The 16480-nt window shown below is 55.4% G+C and carries 16 protein-coding genes and 1 tRNA gene; 9 read left to right on the top strand and 8 right to left on the bottom strand.

The window, feature by feature from the left end:
- Positions 1–13: 13 nt before the first annotated feature.
- From HMPREF3039_RS01935 to HMPREF3039_RS01895, 8 genes are all read right to left on the bottom strand, one after another.
- Complete coding sequence (locus HMPREF3039_RS01935; protein WP_067569749.1) at positions 14–469, bottom strand: low molecular weight protein arginine phosphatase; 456 nt, start codon at positions 467–469, stop codon at positions 14–16.
- Positions 466–1938, bottom strand: coding sequence for a CHASE2 domain-containing protein (locus tag HMPREF3039_RS01930; protein ID WP_067981855.1), 1473 nt, complete (start codon positions 1936–1938; stop codon positions 466–468). Before HMPREF3039_RS01930 ends, HMPREF3039_RS01935 begins: the two co-directional genes overlap by 4 nt.
- Before the next feature lie 16 nt (positions 1939–1954).
- Positions 1955–2893: a phosphotransferase gene (locus tag HMPREF3039_RS01925; protein ID WP_167506716.1), complete on the bottom strand. Its 939-nt coding sequence runs from the start codon at positions 2891–2893 to the stop codon at positions 1955–1957.
- Between the two features lie 89 nt (positions 2894–2982).
- On the bottom strand, positions 2983–4206 hold the full coding sequence (trpB, locus tag HMPREF3039_RS01920) for a tryptophan synthase subunit beta (protein WP_067569820.1): 1224 nt from the start codon (positions 4204–4206) through the stop codon (positions 2983–2985).
- Positions 4207–4416: 210 nt separating this feature from the next.
- Positions 4417–4851 carry a MarR family transcriptional regulator gene (locus HMPREF3039_RS01915; RefSeq protein ID WP_067569755.1) on the bottom strand — a complete coding sequence of 145 codons (435 nt, stop codon included), beginning with the start codon at positions 4849–4851 and terminating at the stop codon, positions 4417–4419.
- 747 nt (positions 4852–5598) lie between these two features.
- Positions 5599–6102, bottom strand: a complete 504-nt coding sequence (locus HMPREF3039_RS01905; protein WP_067569759.1) for a hypothetical protein — start codon at positions 6100–6102, stop codon at positions 5599–5601.
- A gap of 347 nt (positions 6103–6449) precedes the next feature.
- Positions 6450–6959 carry a ferritin gene (locus HMPREF3039_RS01900; protein WP_067569761.1) on the bottom strand — a complete coding sequence of 170 codons (510 nt, stop codon included), beginning with the start codon at positions 6957–6959 and terminating at the stop codon, positions 6450–6452.
- Positions 6960–7064: 105 nt separating this feature from the next.
- Positions 7065–8723 (bottom strand): hypothetical protein, encoded by a 1659-nt coding sequence (locus HMPREF3039_RS01895; RefSeq protein WP_067569763.1) that lies wholly within the window; start codon positions 8721–8723, stop codon positions 7065–7067.
- A 158-nt stretch (positions 8724–8881) separates the two neighbouring features.
- Here HMPREF3039_RS01895 and HMPREF3039_RS01890 point away from each other — a divergent pair, with 158 nt between their 5' ends.
- From HMPREF3039_RS01890 to HMPREF3039_RS01855, 9 genes are all read left to right on the top strand, one after another.
- Positions 8882–9343, top strand: a complete 462-nt coding sequence (locus HMPREF3039_RS01890; protein ID WP_067569765.1) for a RidA family protein — start codon at positions 8882–8884, stop codon at positions 9341–9343.
- A 71-nt stretch (positions 9344–9414) separates the two neighbouring features.
- Positions 9415–9497: transfer RNA gene (locus HMPREF3039_RS01885), tRNA-Leu, on the top strand.
- 93 nt (positions 9498–9590) lie between these two features.
- Complete coding sequence (locus HMPREF3039_RS13490; RefSeq protein ID WP_147549517.1) at positions 9591–9839, top strand: hypothetical protein; 249 nt, start codon at positions 9591–9593, stop codon at positions 9837–9839.
- Positions 9840–9923: 84 nt separating this feature from the next.
- Positions 9924–10394, top strand: a complete 471-nt coding sequence (locus HMPREF3039_RS01880) for a DUF4339 domain-containing protein (RefSeq protein WP_067569767.1) — start codon at positions 9924–9926, stop codon at positions 10392–10394.
- Positions 10395–10760: 366 nt separating this feature from the next.
- On the top strand, positions 10761–11255 hold the full coding sequence (locus HMPREF3039_RS01875; protein ID WP_067569769.1) for a thermonuclease family protein: 495 nt from the start codon (positions 10761–10763) through the stop codon (positions 11253–11255).
- 695 nt (positions 11256–11950) lie between these two features.
- Positions 11951–13465 (top strand): hypothetical protein, encoded by a 1515-nt coding sequence (locus tag HMPREF3039_RS01870; protein WP_067569771.1) that lies wholly within the window; start codon positions 11951–11953, stop codon positions 13463–13465.
- 250 nt (positions 13466–13715) lie between these two features.
- Positions 13716–14630 carry an ankyrin repeat domain-containing protein gene (locus HMPREF3039_RS01865; protein WP_067569773.1) on the top strand — a complete coding sequence of 305 codons (915 nt, stop codon included), beginning with the start codon at positions 13716–13718 and terminating at the stop codon, positions 14628–14630.
- A gap of 18 nt (positions 14631–14648) precedes the next feature.
- Positions 14649–15380, top strand: coding sequence for a SanA/YdcF family protein (locus HMPREF3039_RS01860; RefSeq protein WP_067569775.1), 732 nt, complete (start codon positions 14649–14651; stop codon positions 15378–15380).
- Positions 15381–15599: 219 nt separating this feature from the next.
- On the top strand, positions 15600–16250 hold the full coding sequence (locus HMPREF3039_RS01855) for an NUDIX hydrolase N-terminal domain-containing protein (RefSeq protein WP_067569776.1): 651 nt from the start codon (positions 15600–15602) through the stop codon (positions 16248–16250).
- Positions 16251–16480: the final 230 nt, after the last annotated feature.

The raw sequence follows: 16480 nt of genomic DNA, 5'->3' as shown, positions 1-16480 counted from the left end.
AACGGGAATGGGATTAGGCTTCCTGCTCCATGCGGGAGATGATGGCGCGGATGGCGTCCGTGAGCTGCCGCGCCACGTTGTTGTAGGCGGCCTGCCCGCATCCGATGGGGTCACTGATGTTCCTGTTGTCCGTATAGCAGGTGACCAGCCTGATCTTGTCCGCGTGTTCGGGAAAGTTGGCCAGCATGGCGGCCAGATGGCTTTCCGTCATCGTGTAAATGTCCGTGGCTCCTTCCACCAGTTCCAGCGTGACGGCGCGGCTTGCGTGGCCGGAGAGGTCCACTCCGTGGTCCTTCAGGACATGGAGCGTTTCCGGGCTTGCTCCCTGTCCGTTCCAGGCGGCGGTGCCTGCGGACCCCGCCAGCCATTCCGGATGGCCGGCGGAAAGCTTCAGGAAGAGACCTTCGGCCATGGGGCTGCGGCACGTGTTTCCGGTGCAGACGAAGAGGATTTTTTTACGCTGGTTCATGAATCAGACTGTTTTTTGGGGTGGTGCGGGATGGGAACCTCATTGGGTTCCTGGTACAGGTTGTCCGGGGGAAGGACGCTGCCGGCTCCGTTTCCGTTTTCCGGAAGGGCGGAGGGAGGCGGGTCTTCCCCGTCATCTTCTTCCGCTTCATGTGAAGGAGGGGAAAACCAGGGAATCAGGCTGCCGGCCAGGGCCACGCACAGCACGCCGGTGACGGGAGTCATGACGGGGAACCAAACCCCGTGTACGGAGAAAAGGTACCAGGCGAGGACGGGAGCGGACAGGATGCAGAGGGTCCACAGGAGCCAGCGACCCCGTTTCCGGAAGCGGAGGGCCCACGTAGCCAGTAGCAGTACGTCCAGCACAATGACCCATTGCACCCAGGCGGGAGCCACCGGAATCAGCATGGCCGGGGCCGGGGCCAGGGCTCCCATGATGCTGCGGATGGTTTTCGCCGTCAGGAGTGCCTGGGCGTCGGGAGCCTCGGAAGGCGTGAAGGGTTCGGAAACGATGACGGCGTCGGCGCAGGAGAGGAGTTTTCTGACGGCGCTCATATCCGGGGGGCGGAGGCCGGACATGACCGGAACGATGACTTCCTGCGTGTCCAGCAGCGTGGGGCCGCTGTTCTCCGCCAGCGGAATGCGGCCATATTCATCCAGCGGAATGGACCGGCTGTTGCCGAGGAGGAGGGTATCGCCGGGGATGAGTCTGACGTCTTCCGGGTCCAGGTCCAGCGCATTCAGCGCGGCGACGAGGGGAAGGGTGGGGATGATGTCCTCTCCCCAGCGGACAAAGAGGGGGGACGATTTGCCGCTTTCCTGGCTTGCGGAGAACAGGTCGCTGTTTTCCACGACCGTTCCCAGCGTGCCGGCTTCCGTGGTTATCTGGGGTTCTTCCCCCACCAGCCTGTCTGCACGGGGGAACTGGTCCGTTTTGCCGATGATGTTGGCGGGGGGAATGGCCAGGTGCTTCCAGCCAAACGGCAGGGACGCCCTGCGGGACGATTCGCTCATCTGGCGTCCCAGCGCCTTGTGGCGGAAGCGGTCCAGTTCATACCCCACGGCGGATTTGACGATGTTGTCGGGTTCCTCTTCCCAGGCCATGGGGGCGATCACGTAAACGTTCCCGGCGCCCTGCTCGTACAGGTGGCGGAACAGAACCGTGTAGTCCATCGGGTTGGGCGGATAGGTAGGGAAGCTGTTCAGGGCGGATTCCCGGTGCAGGGAGACGACGGGGAGGGGGGCCGTCTGCCCCTTGTTGAAAAATTCGTAAGGCTGGAGAACGATGTCGCTTTCGGCATTCAGCCCCTCCGTCCTCACGGTGTGGTATTCCTTTTCCAGTGCGCGGACGGCGGCCTGTTCATAAAAGAAGACGGTGGGGGGGATGAGCAGGTAGCCGAATATCCAGCCCAGCCCCAGCGAGAGCTGGAAGAGGGACAGAATGAGCAGGAATTTGGGTTTAAGAGTCATCAGGGCAGCCAAATAATTATTCTAGCATGCCTGCCAGCGGCTCGGCAAGCATGGAACTGGGAAGAAGGCGGCGCAGGTGCGCCAGTCCCGCGGGGATTTGTTCCAGATACCAGGTTTTTCCCTTGTTGTGGCCGATGTTGGCGTACGCGCCCAGCATCTGCATGAGCCGCTGCAGGGCGCACGCGCGGAAGATGTCGCGGTCCAGGGCGTGCCCGGTGAGGTGCTCCCATTCCCGGAGGAGTTCGTCCGTCTGCTCCGCTTCCAGGTGGGCGTACCCGTCAAATACCAGGGAAGCCAGGTCATATTCCGGGCGGCCGCCGCGCATGCCCTGGAAGTCGATCAGCCACGTTTTTCCCGCATGGACGTGCACGTTCTGGGACTGGCTGTCCCGGTGGACGGGGCAGAGCGGCAGCCCGGCCAGGAATTGCGCCATTTTCCGCAGCGCGGGATGGTTCAGGAAGCCGTCCGCGGACAGGCCCAGGTGCGTGCCCAGCAGATGTTCCGCAAAGTATTCCTGCTCCCAGCGGTACAGGGATTCGTCAAAGGAGGGCTGAAAGGAGAAGTTTTCCGGAAACGGGCATTCGTGCAGCAGGCGGAGCTGTTCCATGGCCCGGATGTAGCGGGAACGGAGTTTTTCCCAGGATTCGCTTCTGAAAGAGAGGAGATTGTCGTCTCCCAGGTCTTCCGCCAGGGCCGCTCCGCAGCCGGGGCCGAGGGGTTCGTAGTCATAGATCTCCGGCACGTTGACGCCGTTGGCGCGCAAATGGCGGTCCGTGGGGATGAAGGAGTCGTTGTCCGCGCGGTCGTCGCCCCAGAGGATGCCGATGCAGGTCCGGTCTCCAAGACCGATGCGCACGATGGTGCGGCCGGATGCGCCGAGGGCAATCGTCCGGAAGTCCTCTTCCCGGGGCGTGACGTGAAAGGTCCGTTGAACCAGGCGGGAGAGTTCTTTCATGGGGGGAATGCAGGAAGCCGCTAAAAGCGCGGCGGATGGCATGGGGCGGGAGCCGGTTCCATCCGCCGTGCAGGCGGGAAATGACGGGGTCAGGCGGGGAATTGGTGGTTTTCTCCGTAGCCGTAGTTTTCCACGACGTAGTCCACGTCCTTGTCTCCGCGGCCGGAACAGTTGACCAGAATGGCTCTTCCTGGGTTTTCCTGGGCCCATTTCATGGCATACGCAATGGCATGGGAGCTTTCCAGGGCCGGGATGATTCCCTCATAACGGGAAAGCTTGAAGAAGGCGTCCACGGCTTCCTCGTCCGTAGCGGTCACGTAATTCACGCGGCCGATGTCGTGCAGGTAGGCGTGTTCCGGCCCCACGGAGGGGTAGTCCAGGCCGCTGGCCACGGAATGGACCGGGCCGGGGTTGCCGTCTTCATCCTGGAGCATGATGCTTTCGAAACCGTGCAGGACGCCCTTGGTTCCGTAGGTAATGGAAGCGGAATGGTCGCCCAGTTTGGGGCCCTTGCCGAGCGGCTCCACGCCGTAAATGTCCAGCGGGTCGCCCAGGAAGGCGGTGAACATGCCCATGGAATTGCTGCCGCCGCCCACACAGGCGCACACGGCGTCCGGAAGCAGTCCGGTCATTTCCAGGAATTGTTCCCGGGCTTCCACGCCGATGCACATCTGGAAGTCGCGCACCATTTGGGGAAAGGGGTGGGGGCCTACTACGGACCCGATGCAGTAAATGGAGTCCTTGTAGCTGTTCAGGTAGGAATCAAAGGCGGAGTCCACGGCTTCCTTCAGGCTCTGGAGCCCGTGGGTGACGGGGACGACCTTGGCGCCCAGAATTTTCATGCGCGTGACGTTGGGCGCCTGCTTGGCGATGTCCACCGCTCCCATGTGAATCTCGCATTCCAGGCCGAAGAAGGCGGCCGCCGTCGCCAGCGCCACGCCGTGCTGGCCCGCGCCCGTTTCCGCAATAATGCGTTTTTTGCCCATGTATTTGGCGAGAAGGCCTTCCCCCATGCAATGGTTGAGCTTGTGCGCGCCCGTGTGGTTCAGGTCTTCCCGCTTCAGGTAAATCTGGGAGGTGCCCAGGTGGCGGGACAGGCGTTCGCAGTGATAAACGGGAGTGGGCCGCCCCTGGAATTGCTTGCGGATGCGGCGCAGTTCGTTGATGAACTGGGCGGAATGGGCGATGGTCTGGTAAGCCTCCGTGATTTCTTCAAAAGCGGGGACGAGTTCGTCCGGCAGATAGACGCCGCCGTATTCGCCGAAGCGGCCCCGGGCATCCGGAAAATTGCGTAAATAAGTATGGAGATCCATGGTGTGTTTCATTCGTGACTGCCAGTATTTAGCACGATGACCCGGTCCAGGCAAAAACAATCTCCACCGGAAGCCCGATTTAAGAGCCGGAAAGCGGCCGTGAAAAGCGTTCCGGCAGGCAGGGACGGGCGGGAGGAAGGAACTCCTCCTTTAATGTCCTCCCCGCATGGCTGGCAGGGAGGGGGAAAGAAACGGGCCTGCGCCCGGTTTTCAGCCCAGGTGGCGTCTTTTGATGGACTTGCCGGTGTCCGCGATGGCCTGGCGCGCCTCGTGGTCCGTCCCGGCCATCAGGGCGGCCAAGTCCCGGACGATGTTCTGGCGCATGCGGTCCACCAGTTCCCGCCCTTCCTGGGTGATGGCGACCATGATCTTGCGCCTGTCCTTGGCCGCGCTCATGCGGGTCAGGTAGCCCATTTCCTGGAGTTTGTCCACCATGCCGGTTGCCGCCGCCGTGGAATGGCCCATCTTCTGCGCGATGCTGGACATGCTCAGGAAGTCCTCGCTGGCCAGATAGGTCAGCAGGAAAAACTGAGGGTAGGAAACCTTGCCTTCATTCAGCTCCGGAGAGAGGTTGAGAATGCAGGAACGCTGGGTGAGCAGGACGAAGTCCGCCAGCTTGTTTGCTTCTTCAGAAATGGAGTTCATCGACGTTGTGAATGTTTGGGGTAAGTTTGGTGCTGTGTTCGCGTCCGGAAGCTGTCCGGCGGTTCGGCAAACCTACCTCCCGCATCTTTCCGGAGCAAGTCAAAAAGATAAATTTTTATTAAAATTTTACATTTGCGGATAGTACGCCTTTTGGTGGTAACTTTTATACAATATGTTGAATGTGAATAGAATGATGTTATTTTGATGATACAATGTGAATAACATGTAAAAAAGCTGTGTAACCTGCTGAGAAAATAAATCATTTCCCTGTCCCGCATTTACAACTGTCAAAAATGCCGGAAAAAGATGGATGCAGGATGACAAGTCCCTGCCGGATCAGGATGGCGGAAACGGGAAAAAGGCTGGAATTTGCCACTTCAAACGGAAAGTTTTATGCCGGAGCGGAGGCGCTTCGAGGGGATGGAAAACGGTGGATTTGCGGTGCCATGACCGTTCCCGAAGAGTTGGAATGCCTTCTCCGTGGAGGAGGCTTTTTTCTTTAAAACATCCTTGTGGAAAATGCCGCTAAAGTGCTGTCTGCCAGGAAATGGCTCCGCCGGAGCGGAGTTTCCGGGCAGGAGGGGTAAACGGGGAGGGAAGCCTGTGGAAAGGCGTCAGTTCAGCGTCATGTCCGGAGACGGTACAGGCAAGGGGCCGGGTGGGCAGGCCCACGTGCAGAGAGGCTTTTTCTCCGGGTTTTCCCTTCCATTCAGGGATATCCGGGCGGACGGGGAGCTTTCCTTCCTGTTACTGCCTTCTGGTGGCAAATGCTTCTCCGCCGACCAGCCAGTTCTTTCCATCCGGGGTATGGATGTTTTTCCAATGGAACGTATGGTCCGTGATGTCGGAAAAAATCCATTTCATGTTCTTTTGCGTGATTTCGGTCAGGACGATCTGGCCGTCCTCCTTTTTAGCTTCAAGTTGTACGGTTTCCCCGGCGGTTCCGTAAAAGATGTCCCACGCGCGTTTTCCGGGGTGGTAAATCCTGATGGTTGTTCCATAGGCCGCGTCCGGCCACGTTTTCGTCTTCCTGGCCTGGCGGGAAGGGCAGATAAAGATGTCCTGAATGGCCGTGCCTTCCAGAACCCAGGAGAAAATCCATTCCCCCGGAACATGGCGTTCCTGTTCCGTGCCATGGCCGTCAATCCATTCCATGTCCCAGGTTCCCACCAACGGACCGAACCAGTTGTCTTCCTCCGGAATGGAGGGGTGCTTGCCCTGGCTCGTCAATGCTTCTTCAAAGTCTTTCATGTGTTTGTGAAGAGAGGGAGTGTATTTTGCCTTCCCGTGGAGAAGAAACGGAGACGGGGACGTTGATTAGCCGGGCAATTCCGGGGAAAGGCTTCTACCCGTACCGCCGCAGGAGGCGATTGATGATTGAGCCGGAAGTCCGGAATCCGGGAACAAATCTCGGTCCATGAAAAACGGGAACGCTGGCAGTAGGGAATATCGGGGGTAGTAAAACGGCTTTTTTCAAACGGGCTGTACAGGGGAGGGAAAGTCTATCCCTCCGGAGGGGAGAGGGGAAGGCCATTCTCCGGGGCACGGTTTTTCATGAAACAGGGCCGGAGAATGGCCGGAAAGCCGCTTGTTGCGCGTTAATTGGCGGGGGGAGGAGTAAAGACGCGGGAACCCAGGTCCTTGTCCAGGAGGAGCATTCCCTGGCCTTCTCCCTTGATCAGGCGGAGCTTGCTGATGATGTCCTTGACGGTTTCCTCTTCCTCCACCTGCTCGCTGACGAACCAATGCAGGAAAATGTCCGTGGCGAAGTCCTTTTCCTCCTTGGCCAGGCGCACCAGCTCATTGATGCGGCGGGTAACTTCCTGTTCATGCGCAAGCGTGGCTTCGAACACTTCCAGTACATTGGCCCACTCTGCCGCGGGAGCGTCAATGGGAAGCATGACTACCTGGCCGCCGCGGGCCAGCAGAAAATCATAAAGCTTCAGGGCGTGGGCGGTTTCCTCCTGGTACTGGATGCGCATCCAGTGGGCGAACCCCGTGAGTCCGGCGTCCTGCATGTAGGCGGACATGCCGAGGTAAAGGTTGGCGGAATACATTTCCCATTTGATTTGCTCATTCAGAGCGGTTGCCATTGTTGTACTGATCATAGTAAAAATCCTGTTGATTTCCCTTTCCTTCTACAAAACAAAGTCCGCAGGATCAAGATAATCCTGCGGACTGTATGACGGGAAATTCGGGAAAAATCAGGTAAATCAGGCTTCTACGGAAACGGCTTCCGGAGTTTTTTCCGCGGGGGCTTCTTCCGTTTCCAGGGACACGGTTACGGCTTCCTCCGCCTCTGCGGCAGGTGCGTCCACTGCGGGTTCCTGCCCGGAGGCCGGAGTATCGGAGGGCTGTACGGCTTCTTCTTCCTGCGGAGAGGGCTGTGAAGCACCTTCCTTGACGGCAGCGGCCGCCTTGTTCCTGCCTTTGGCGGGTTTCGCTTCCTTTTTAGGCTGGGACTGGGCCGGTGCGGGAGCCGTTTTTGGCTGGCTTACGGTGTTGTTGGAGAAAACCAGGATATAGCCCTGTTCACAAAGCCACAGCAGGTCGCGGACCAGAAGCTGCTGCTTTTCCTTGGCCCGGGCGGTTTCCTCTTCCGTCACTCCTTCATGGTCCGGAATGGGAGAAAGCTCCCTGAGCATGACGTCCACTCCCTTGCCGGGATGTTCCTTTGCCCAGTTTACGATGGACATCAGGGAGTCGGAAAGGATGGTGCCTTCCGTCATGGCCTTGGGCCGTGCCGGTCCCGTATAGTGGTTGCCCTGCCATTTGAAGATGGGCATGTGATGGCGGGCCAGCCCGTGGCAGAGGTTCGGAATCAGCATGCTGGGATGGCGCCGGGTGGTGCTGGAAAGTTGGATCAGATGCGCCCACAGGCCGGGGGAAAGATGGGTCTTTTTCACCGCGCCGTTCACGAACACCTTGTCCGTGACTTCGTAGCATTCTTCAAAATGGTTGGCTTCAAAATCCTGTTCCACGGAGGCCGGAGTTTCCAGAAGGGTTTCCGGAGCTCCTTCCCGGAGGGGTTTCCAGGCCGTGCGTTTGGAAACGGAGGCCTGCCAGGCTTCCACGGTTTCTTCACTCTTGTCCGTGACGATCTTGGAACGGAAAACCTCGAAGGGCATGTCCGAAAACTTGGTGCGGTGCAGATTCATCAGGGCGGACTGGTAGCCGTGCCAGTTCACCGGGCCTATCAGCTCATTGTTCAGGGAACACTTGGCAATCGCCTTGAAATCTCCCTTGGGGGCTTCCACTTCCTGTTCCACGGACTCGTAATACCGGGGCAGCCATTCTGCGTTCCACAGATGCTTGACGGCCTCCTGGCGGGAAATAAAGCAGGCGCCGTCGCCATGCTTGCAGTGGTACAGGTCCGGGCCGTTCTCCTGCTTCATGAACACCAGGTCATAGCGGTCGAATGCGCCCATGACCACCTTGGCCAGGTCCATCAGGGAAATGGTGCGGCGGTGCTTCTGCACCTCCTGGGAAAGCGCGGCCAGGCCGGAGTCCACGGGGCGCAATTCCACACGCAGCCCTTCCGCCGGTTCCGCCTGCGGCGCCCGCGCGGGACGTTCATAGCGGTCTCCGTCGCGGCGCCCGCGGAAAGGCCCGCGGCTGCGGTCGTCCCGGTTAAACCTTTTTTCTCCCGGTCCGTCAAAACGGCGCTCCCCTCTGGGGCGGCGTTCGTCACGGCTGTCGCGGCGCGGCCGGCGGTCGCCCTGCCTGTCCCTGTCCCGGTAGGCTGGCGAGGAACCGGAGTATTCCTTCCGGGCTCCGGCTCTTGCCCATGCCGGACCAAATTGGAAGTCGGCCAGGCCGGAAAGATCCGGCAGTTGCTGCTTGGAGTCTGTGGAGGGAGTTTCTTCGGTCATGATGTACGGGTTGTTTCAATAGCAACTAAATGAGGTATATGGCAATCATTTTACGTGCAAACGGCCCTAAAAACATTCAAAATGTCATGAAATGCGGCGGGAAATGCTCGTCATCCGCCGCATTTCTTCATCCAACCTTCGTTAAAAATTTCTATTTTATGGATAAAATACGTCAACGACTTTCCGAACTCGGCTACTCCGTTTATGATGCTCCGGCCCCGGTGGGCTCCTACGTCCAGTGCGTGCGCACGGGCAATCTGCTTCATCTCTCCGGCGGTATTTCCGTGAATGGAGAGGATAAATACTTTGGCAAGGTGGGGCAGGACCTTACGGTGGAGGAAGGGCAGGCCGCGGCGCGGGCAGCCATCCTCAACCGCCTGGCCGTCATTGTGCAGGCGGTGGGTTCCCTGGAAAAGGTTTCCCGAATTGTGGCCGTCAACGGTTTCGTCAATGCAGGCCCGGAATTCTATGACCATCCCAAGGTGCTCAATGGCGCCTCCGACCTGCTGGTGGAAGCCTTCGGGGAAATCGGCCGTCATAGCCGCACCGCCGTCGGCGTGTCCGCCCTGCCGCTCAACGTAGCGGTGGAAATCAGCATGGTCGTGGAAGTCCGCGACTAGGCCATTGACGGGCCTGGAGGGATTCGGGCTTGAATCCCCACGGCATTCCTGTAAAGTGCCGTCCGGTCAATGCCCTCGTGGCGGAATGGTAGACGCTGCAGACTTAAAATCTGTTGATCGCAAGATCGTACCGGTTCGAGTCCGGTCGGGGGTACTTAGCTAAACAGCAATAAATTATATAGATAAAAGGTCCGCTCATAGCGGGCCTTTTTTTGCTTTCAAACGTCCGGAAATTACCGCTTTTTACTTGTTACTTGTATCTCCGGTCAGAAATAGTTACCCGGGATGGAAAAAACGGAAAAAGAAAGAACAGGAGAAGGCAGAAAGTAAACGGCTTAGAGATGAAGAGGCGAAAAACTTACAAGAAACCCTTCTGAAAGCTTCTATGCCTAAACCAAGTTCGGCATTTGGCCTTAAATTACAAATTAAAGCATGGACCAGAAGCTACCAGACCTATCGGAGTCTTGCAGCCGAGATCAAAACCTTGACGAAATAAGCAAATACTATCCAGTATCAAAGGATGAGTGCTGCGTAGGCATGTACATCTGGACATTTTTGAAACTGTTGTTAGATTATATTAATGAGATTTTATGTTCTTTTTAACGGTGAAACTAAAGGCCCTTTTAGTGGAGAAGAACTATTAGAGATGAAAGCTGTAGGAGAAATCGACGAAGGAACAAATGTTTGCCAGGAAGGGGAAAATACATGGTTGCTTTTTTCAACAGCCCGCAAGCTAATCGAAAAGGAAAAAGAAGAGAACAACCGATGTAACGCAACGTCCTCTTATGATTTTATTCCCGTCAAAAGAGGACATACAAAGAATGAGGTAGCATCTAATTCCCAAATGGTCCGCGTATTCCACGGTCTTGCGATTGTTTGTTTCGGGCTTGCAGCTCTCATTCTCCTCATCATGATGGCTGGACAAGCCACCCAAGTTATTCCCGCAGCAGCAAGTTTTCTGATTTTGGCTCTCATTGGTCTTGGTTGGCTTGGTGTTGCCCACATTATTTCCCTGTTGGAACGGATTGCCGAAAATACAGGAAAGAAGTAAGTCGCAGCATCAAAAATATTTACCTAGTAGTTACTTCTGAATCATTGTTTATGAAAGCATTGAAATATCAATGTTTTGATTGAATTTGTCTTAAAGTCTATTGATCGTAAGATCATATCAGTTCGAGTCCGGTTGGGGTACTTCACTAAAAGTAATAATCTATATAGATAAAAGATTCGCTTTTGGCGGCCCTTTTTCGTCTTCTGGAGTTTAGCCGCACTGGTTTCTCGATAATCCGGTACAAGCGAGGGACTGCTATCAAATGAGCGGCTTGTGGAATGCTGAAGGGCTAACGTCTTGTTCCTGTCAATTTCTTGTTCACATAATGATTGCCTGTTGCCATTCTTCACATTATATCACTACTTTATGAAGTGGCTGCTGTTTTTCTTCCTGAGTTCCTGTGTTGCTTTTGGTGAAGAGATCAGGGGAGTTGTGATTAATGTTATTGACGGTGATACCATTGTTGTTTTGGAGAAAACGCCGGAAGAAAAGATTGTTCATAAAGTGCGTCTTGAAGGAATCGACGCGCCGGAGAGGGGACAGAATGGCTACGATGGAGCGAAACACTATTTGGAAAAGCTGATTTGGGGGGAGACTGTTACCGTGAGGTATACCGGGCGTGACAGGTATGGTCGTATTTTGGGTTTGGTGGTGTATGGGACTGCTTCCGTGGATGAGGAAATGGTGCGGGAAGGATGGGCCTGGCGTTACAAGCATTCAACCAGTCGGAAACTTGCCTCCCATGAATCGGAAGCCAGAGCCGGCAAAAAAGGGTTGTGGTCGGAACCGAGTCCGATTCCACCCTGGGAATGGAAAGCTGAGAAGAGAAAAGAGGATGGTACTAAAAAGAGAGATAAGTAAGATTTACTGCTGAATCGGCACGACGGGAACAACGATGAGTCGTAGATGAAGGCTGGCTTTCGACGGCCCTTTTTTCATTTTCAGAAGTGAGGGAATTATTGGTCGTGTCTCTATTTGCGGGAAGCAATGGTTTTCCAAACCAATGGTGCAAGGCGCCCGTTTCAGACAAGTGCAGGGATGTTTCATAAAAGACTGGCAAGTTGAGTGAGGGTGGTTTTCTCCCTCTGGAGATGAGGGCGGAATTAGAGTTGTGCTTGAGGTGGTGTTCTGGAAGGTACTGATTCAAAAATGCCTACTGGATAGCTTTTATAAATAAATTAGAAAAGAATATTTTTCCATATTTTTGAGAGAAGAAATAGTTACCGTGACTTTCAGCAGAGGCTTTCTGTTCTCAACGTGGCAGGCAGGATGATATTTGTCCTAGCCACGTACAGATTTGCGAGGAAGTGGTATCGGTTATTGCCGTTTTTACCCGACGCATAGAGAGTTTTTGCCGTGTGCCGGGAAAAAACGGGTAATGGCGGATACCTTTGCTTCGGAAGAGAAAACTTCCATGGGGAATCGCTTCGTCAGTTGTCTTGGACGCCGAGTCAACCGAGCATAGTTGGATATTTTCGACTGCCGGCTATCCGGAGCCCCCATGAAAAACGGAAAATGAAAGCGTTTTACAACGCTTGCAACCAACAAAAATAATCATGGATAAAATCACCACCATTAACGGAATTCTCATGGCTACGCAGAATGATTTCAATGAGCATGTTGAGGATGCAACCGTTCACGTAACGGAAGAAGAACGTACGGCATGGAATGCCAAGGCGGACGCTTCCGCTTTAGCCTCTCATGAAGAGAATGCGGCCATTCATGTTTCCCGGGAGGAAAACGACACGCGTTACGGGCAGCTGAACGCGGAAAATACATGGACGCAGCCCCAGACTTGCAATGCAGTGGTTAATGCAAAGGGAGGCATATGCGTTCCAGAGCCTTCCAGCGCTCAAGAGGCTTTGAACTATGATAGCTGGTTATCTTTCAGGGCTGCGAATGAGTGGCCTTTGGTCTGTAATAGCGGTGTAGCAGCCATACCCGTATGGTGTGAAATCATTCATCGGTGGCAGGCTGGCAATATAGACTGCCGTACGGCCAATGCGTCTGTCCAGTACGGCGCCATCATCCCGGATGACTGGTATCATCTGGTTTTTAATTTCACTCCGGCTCCAGGTCTTTCACTGCTTCTTGGAAAGACCCATCCGTGGCAATTTCCTGAATTTATTGGCGATTACAGATATATGAAAGAATGGGCTGGCGCCGTATCCTGGTATCTGAGCAATGCCGATCATGTGTCTCTGATGATTGGTGCAACTTCTCACGGCTGGGGTTCACAAAATAATTCATATTCAGAATGTTATGTGCATCCTATACATTGGGCTACCAGTAATATGGTTTCTTACAGATATCCCTACGCGAATTCCATCAACAGTAGTAATACAAGAGATTCGTCGCCTGCATACCAGTTAACCACCTATGGCAGGGAATATCTGGGAGCTTCATTCTCCTGTCTGGTAAGGGGAACGCACCTTGGAGCTCCTTTGGATCAAATTGAATATGTATGGACGCTGGTACCGTCCATAAGCAGGATTGCCGTAGCGATGGCTCCCCGCAGCAGCCAGGATTACAGGGATACCATGAACAGGTGGGAATTGTGGATTAATGGCAATTATGTAATGCCCATGACGGCGGGATTCTGCGGTACCGGACACACCGCCGTGGTTAGCACAGCTGTCAAGGCTCATGATGTAACGGCTACCCGGCAACTCGGACTCAGGATGTCCGGCATGCGGGTGGATAACCGCAATAAACTGGGAGGGAAATCGGCCATTGAAATTTTAGGCCAAGTGGTCATGTCCGGAGTGACTCCAAAGCCGATTCCTGTAGTGGAAGCCAGTATGCTGGATGTGCCTGCTGCCGGAGGGGATGTGATATTGACCGTCTCTTCTGCTCTTGCGGAAGATATCTATGTTCTTAATGACACCATGTGCGGACATGATCCTGCCGCTGTATGGTGCCGTCAATCCACGGAACAGGTGCCGGGAGGGAGTGGCGAGGTGACGTTGACGCTCGCAGCCAATGCGACCGGGGAAGGCCGGGAAGTATGGGCCTTTATCAGCCATCATTATGGGCAGGCTTCCGTCGTCAAGATCAACCAGGCAGCTTGAGGGGACTGACCAAATCAGAAACAACGTTCTCCAGATCAATTCCCGGTAGAAGGCAAATTTCCGGCACCCTTTTGTTTTCCGTCCGTTGAAAGTTGTTTCCCCGGCCTCGCATGGCTTCCGTTGTGATCCATGCGGGGCCGTTTTTATGGAATTGACCCCGGCAGCATGTTGCCCTAGGATTTTCTGTAATTCAGGGGAGCCTTGGAAATGCCGTTTCCGGGCTTCCCCGGATTTCCAACACCAATCCTCTATGATCAAAAAGAATATTTTCCCTGCATGGGGAATTGCCTGCCTCGTGCTGTCGGCATTCTCTCCCCCCATGGCGCGCGCCCTTGACTCCTATGATGCCGCTTTGGACAAGGTAAAGGCCATGCAAGCCAAAGCCGATCCGGTCAAACAGAAGAACCGGACAGAAAATCTTGTGAATCTGAAGCTGCGGCTGGAAGCCCTGAAAAAAGGGCAGGATGTCAATGCCGGAGACGATATGACCTGGTCCGCCCTCGCCTGGGCGGCTTATGTAGGCGACAAGGAGATTTTCGACTACCTGCTTTCCAAGGGGGCGAATCCCAGAAGAACGGACCAGTACGGCATATCCGTGTTCATGAGGGCGGCGGAAGGAGACAATATGGACATCGTCAAGTACCTGGTGGAGGAATGCAAATGCGACCCAAATGAGAAGGACCGGGAATACGGAATTACCGCCCTGATGCGGGCAACTACCTGCAGGCGTCATGAAGTTGTCAATTACCTGCTTGGGAAAAAGGCCAGTGTCCGGCTCAGGGACAAGGGCGGCCGGAATGTGCTGGCCTATGCCGCTGAGGGCAGGAATATGGAGGATATGGAAATGCTGGTAGCCAGGGGCGCGGATTTGAATGTTACGGACAAGGAAGGCCGCACTCTGCTGATGCAGGCTTCGGAAAAAGGAAATCTGGAGATGGTACGGTACCTGGTCGGGAAAGGGGCAAAGGTGAAAGCCAGGACAAAGTACGGAAAGACGGCGCTCATTTTTGCCGCGGAAGGCGGTTATCTGGATGTCGTGGGTTATCTGGTGGATCAGGGAGCGGATATCAAGGCCAGGAATAAATGGGGAGACTCCGTCCTGGATATCAAAACGGTGGATCCGGCGGTCAAAACTTATCTGCGTTCCAGACTGAAAGCAAAATAGAAATTACTGTCTGTAAAGATGATCAACAGATTGGAAAAACTGGGCAGGGGGCTGTGGAACAGGAAGAGAAAAATCCTGATTTTGGCGCTGAAGACTGGATTGGTTGCGGTGGTTGCCGTGGGTGTGCTGGTAGCCGTCTCCGAATGGTATGCGGATTCCGCTTCCCGGGGCCGTTTGTTCGACCATCCCCGTGATGTCCCCGTCAGGGCCGCAGCCCTGGTGCTGGGGTGTTCCCCTACCTTCATGGGCGGTCCCAACGGCTATTTTGACAACAGGATGGATACGGCCGCGGAACTTTGGAAGGAGGGGAAGGTGACTGCATTTGTCGTATCCGGAGACAATTCCTCCCATACCTATAACGAACCGGAAGCAATGAAGCAGGCCCTGGTGGAGCGGGGCGTTCCGGAAGACCGGATTGTCTGCGATTTTGCCGGATTGAGGACGCTGGATTCCGTGGTGCGGATGAAGGAGGTGTTTGGCGTCTCTCAAATGATCGTCGTTTCCCAGACCTTTCATAACAGGCGCGCTCTGGCGATTGCCCGGTACAATGGGATGGACGCCTATGCCGTGAATGCTCCGGACGTGCCCAACCGCCGTTCCCGGGTTAAAAGCTGGATCAGGGAACGCGGCGCCCGCGTATGGATGATGATGGATTTGTGGCTGTGGGGCAGGGAGCCCCGTTTTCTGGGAGATCCGGTTATTCTGCCGGAAGAGGATGGGGGAACAATCCAAACGCCCCATAACTCTTGAAATGTCATGAGGCGTTTTTTGGGCGGTCCGTCAGACCGGCAGGAATGAACGGACCTTCTTTCAGCAGGAGTGATGTTTAATCAATAATCCCGGTTACGCGGGCCAGTCTGCCGCGGCCGCATGGAACGGTCCAGCGTTCCTGTGTGAACAATCCGTCATGTGCATGGAAAAGGAATATAAAGATTGGCAGCATCTGCGGGGAATGCTAGCGTGCGCCCTATGAAGGAGGAAGATGATCTGGTCCGGGAAGCGCTGCCTCCGCGCTGGCTGGAGTGGGCCGTGGAAATCCAGTTTCTGGCCCAGGCGGGAATTATCTACACCAAAGACCCTTATGATCTGGAACGTTTCGAGCGGCTGAGGGATATTGCCGCTGAAATCATGAGTGCCAAGTCCGGGCTGGATATGGATACGGTCCGCGGTCTGTTTTGCAATGAAACGGGATTTCAAACGCCCAAGATGGATACGCGGGCGGCCATTTTCAGGGACGGCAACATTCTTCTGGTCAGGGAAACGGAGTCCGGCCTGTGGTCTCTGCCGGGCGGCTGGGTGGATGTGAACCGGTCCGTGCGGGAAAATACGGCCATGGAAGTTTGGGAGGAAGCGGGCCTGGAAGTGGAACCCGTCCGGCTGATAGCGCTCCATGACCGCAACAGGCATAATCCTCCCCCCTATGCCTACGGAGTCTGCAAAATCTTCGTTCTCTGTGAAGAACGGGGCGGAAGCTTCCGCCCCAATGTGGAAACGTCTGAAAGCGGCTGGTTCGGCAGGGAGGAACTGCCTCCCATGGCTCTGGAGAAAAATACGCCTGAACAGGTGCGGCTGTGTTTTGAAGCCGCGGCGGATCCGCTCTGGAATCCCGTTTTTGATTAAAAGGGAAACGGCGGATTAGTACCGAACGGAAAATCCCGCTCAGGCCGTGGAGTGTGAACCCGCATTGCTTTTTCGGTATGGAACGCTGGGGCGCCCGTGTTTGCGTGCAGGGGGTAAGGTCACCATTGGCGTTTCCTCTTGGGGAAAAGTTTGGAGACCGCAGGCTTCCGCGGCATGAATTCCAGTGTGCTCCCTCGAAGCCTTTCAGTGCCGTTTTACCACAGATGAGG

The sequence above is a fragment of the Akkermansia sp. KLE1798 genome (assembly GCF_001580195.1).
Classification (GTDB): Bacteria; Verrucomicrobiota; Verrucomicrobiia; order Verrucomicrobiales; family Akkermansiaceae; genus Akkermansia; species Akkermansia biwaensis.
The sequence above is the reverse complement of the archived record's forward strand: the minus strand, read 5'-3'. Positions and strand labels throughout refer to the sequence as shown.

Coding starts and splice junctions, on each gene's coding strand:
- HMPREF3039_RS01935 (WP_067569749.1), bottom strand. CDS start 469: ATGAACCAGCGTAAAAAAATCCTCTTCGTCTGCACCGGAAACACGTGC.
- HMPREF3039_RS01930 (WP_067981855.1), bottom strand. CDS start 1,938: ATGACTCTTAAACCCAAATTCCTGCTCATTCTGTCCCTCTTCCAGCTC.
- HMPREF3039_RS01925 (WP_167506716.1), bottom strand. CDS start 2,893: ATGAAAGAACTCTCCCGCCTGGTTCAACGGACCTTTCACGTCACGCCC.
- trpB (WP_067569820.1), bottom strand. CDS start 4,206: ATGGATCTCCATACTTATTTACGCAATTTTCCGGATGCCCGGGGCCGC.
- HMPREF3039_RS01915 (WP_067569755.1), bottom strand. CDS start 4,851: ATGAACTCCATTTCTGAAGAAGCAAACAAGCTGGCGGACTTCGTCCTG.
- HMPREF3039_RS01905 (WP_067569759.1), bottom strand. CDS start 6,102: ATGAAAGACTTTGAAGAAGCATTGACGAGCCAGGGCAAGCACCCCTCC.
- HMPREF3039_RS01900 (WP_067569761.1), bottom strand. CDS start 6,959: ATGATCAGTACAACAATGGCAACCGCTCTGAATGAGCAAATCAAATGG.
- HMPREF3039_RS01895 (WP_067569763.1), bottom strand. CDS start 8,723: ATGACCGAAGAAACTCCCTCCACAGACTCCAAGCAGCAACTGCCGGAT.
- HMPREF3039_RS01890 (WP_067569765.1), top strand. CDS start 8,882: ATGGATAAAATACGTCAACGACTTTCCGAACTCGGCTACTCCGTTTAT.
- HMPREF3039_RS01880 (WP_067569767.1), top strand. CDS start 9,924: ATGAGATTTTATGTTCTTTTTAACGGTGAAACTAAAGGCCCTTTTAGT.
- HMPREF3039_RS01875 (WP_067569769.1), top strand. CDS start 10,761: ATGAAGTGGCTGCTGTTTTTCTTCCTGAGTTCCTGTGTTGCTTTTGGT.
- HMPREF3039_RS01870 (WP_067569771.1), top strand. CDS start 11,951: ATGGATAAAATCACCACCATTAACGGAATTCTCATGGCTACGCAGAAT.
- HMPREF3039_RS01865 (WP_067569773.1), top strand. CDS start 13,716: ATGATCAAAAAGAATATTTTCCCTGCATGGGGAATTGCCTGCCTCGTG.
- HMPREF3039_RS01860 (WP_067569775.1), top strand. CDS start 14,649: ATGATCAACAGATTGGAAAAACTGGGCAGGGGGCTGTGGAACAGGAAG.
- HMPREF3039_RS01855 (WP_067569776.1), top strand. CDS start 15,600: ATGAAGGAGGAAGATGATCTGGTCCGGGAAGCGCTGCCTCCGCGCTGG.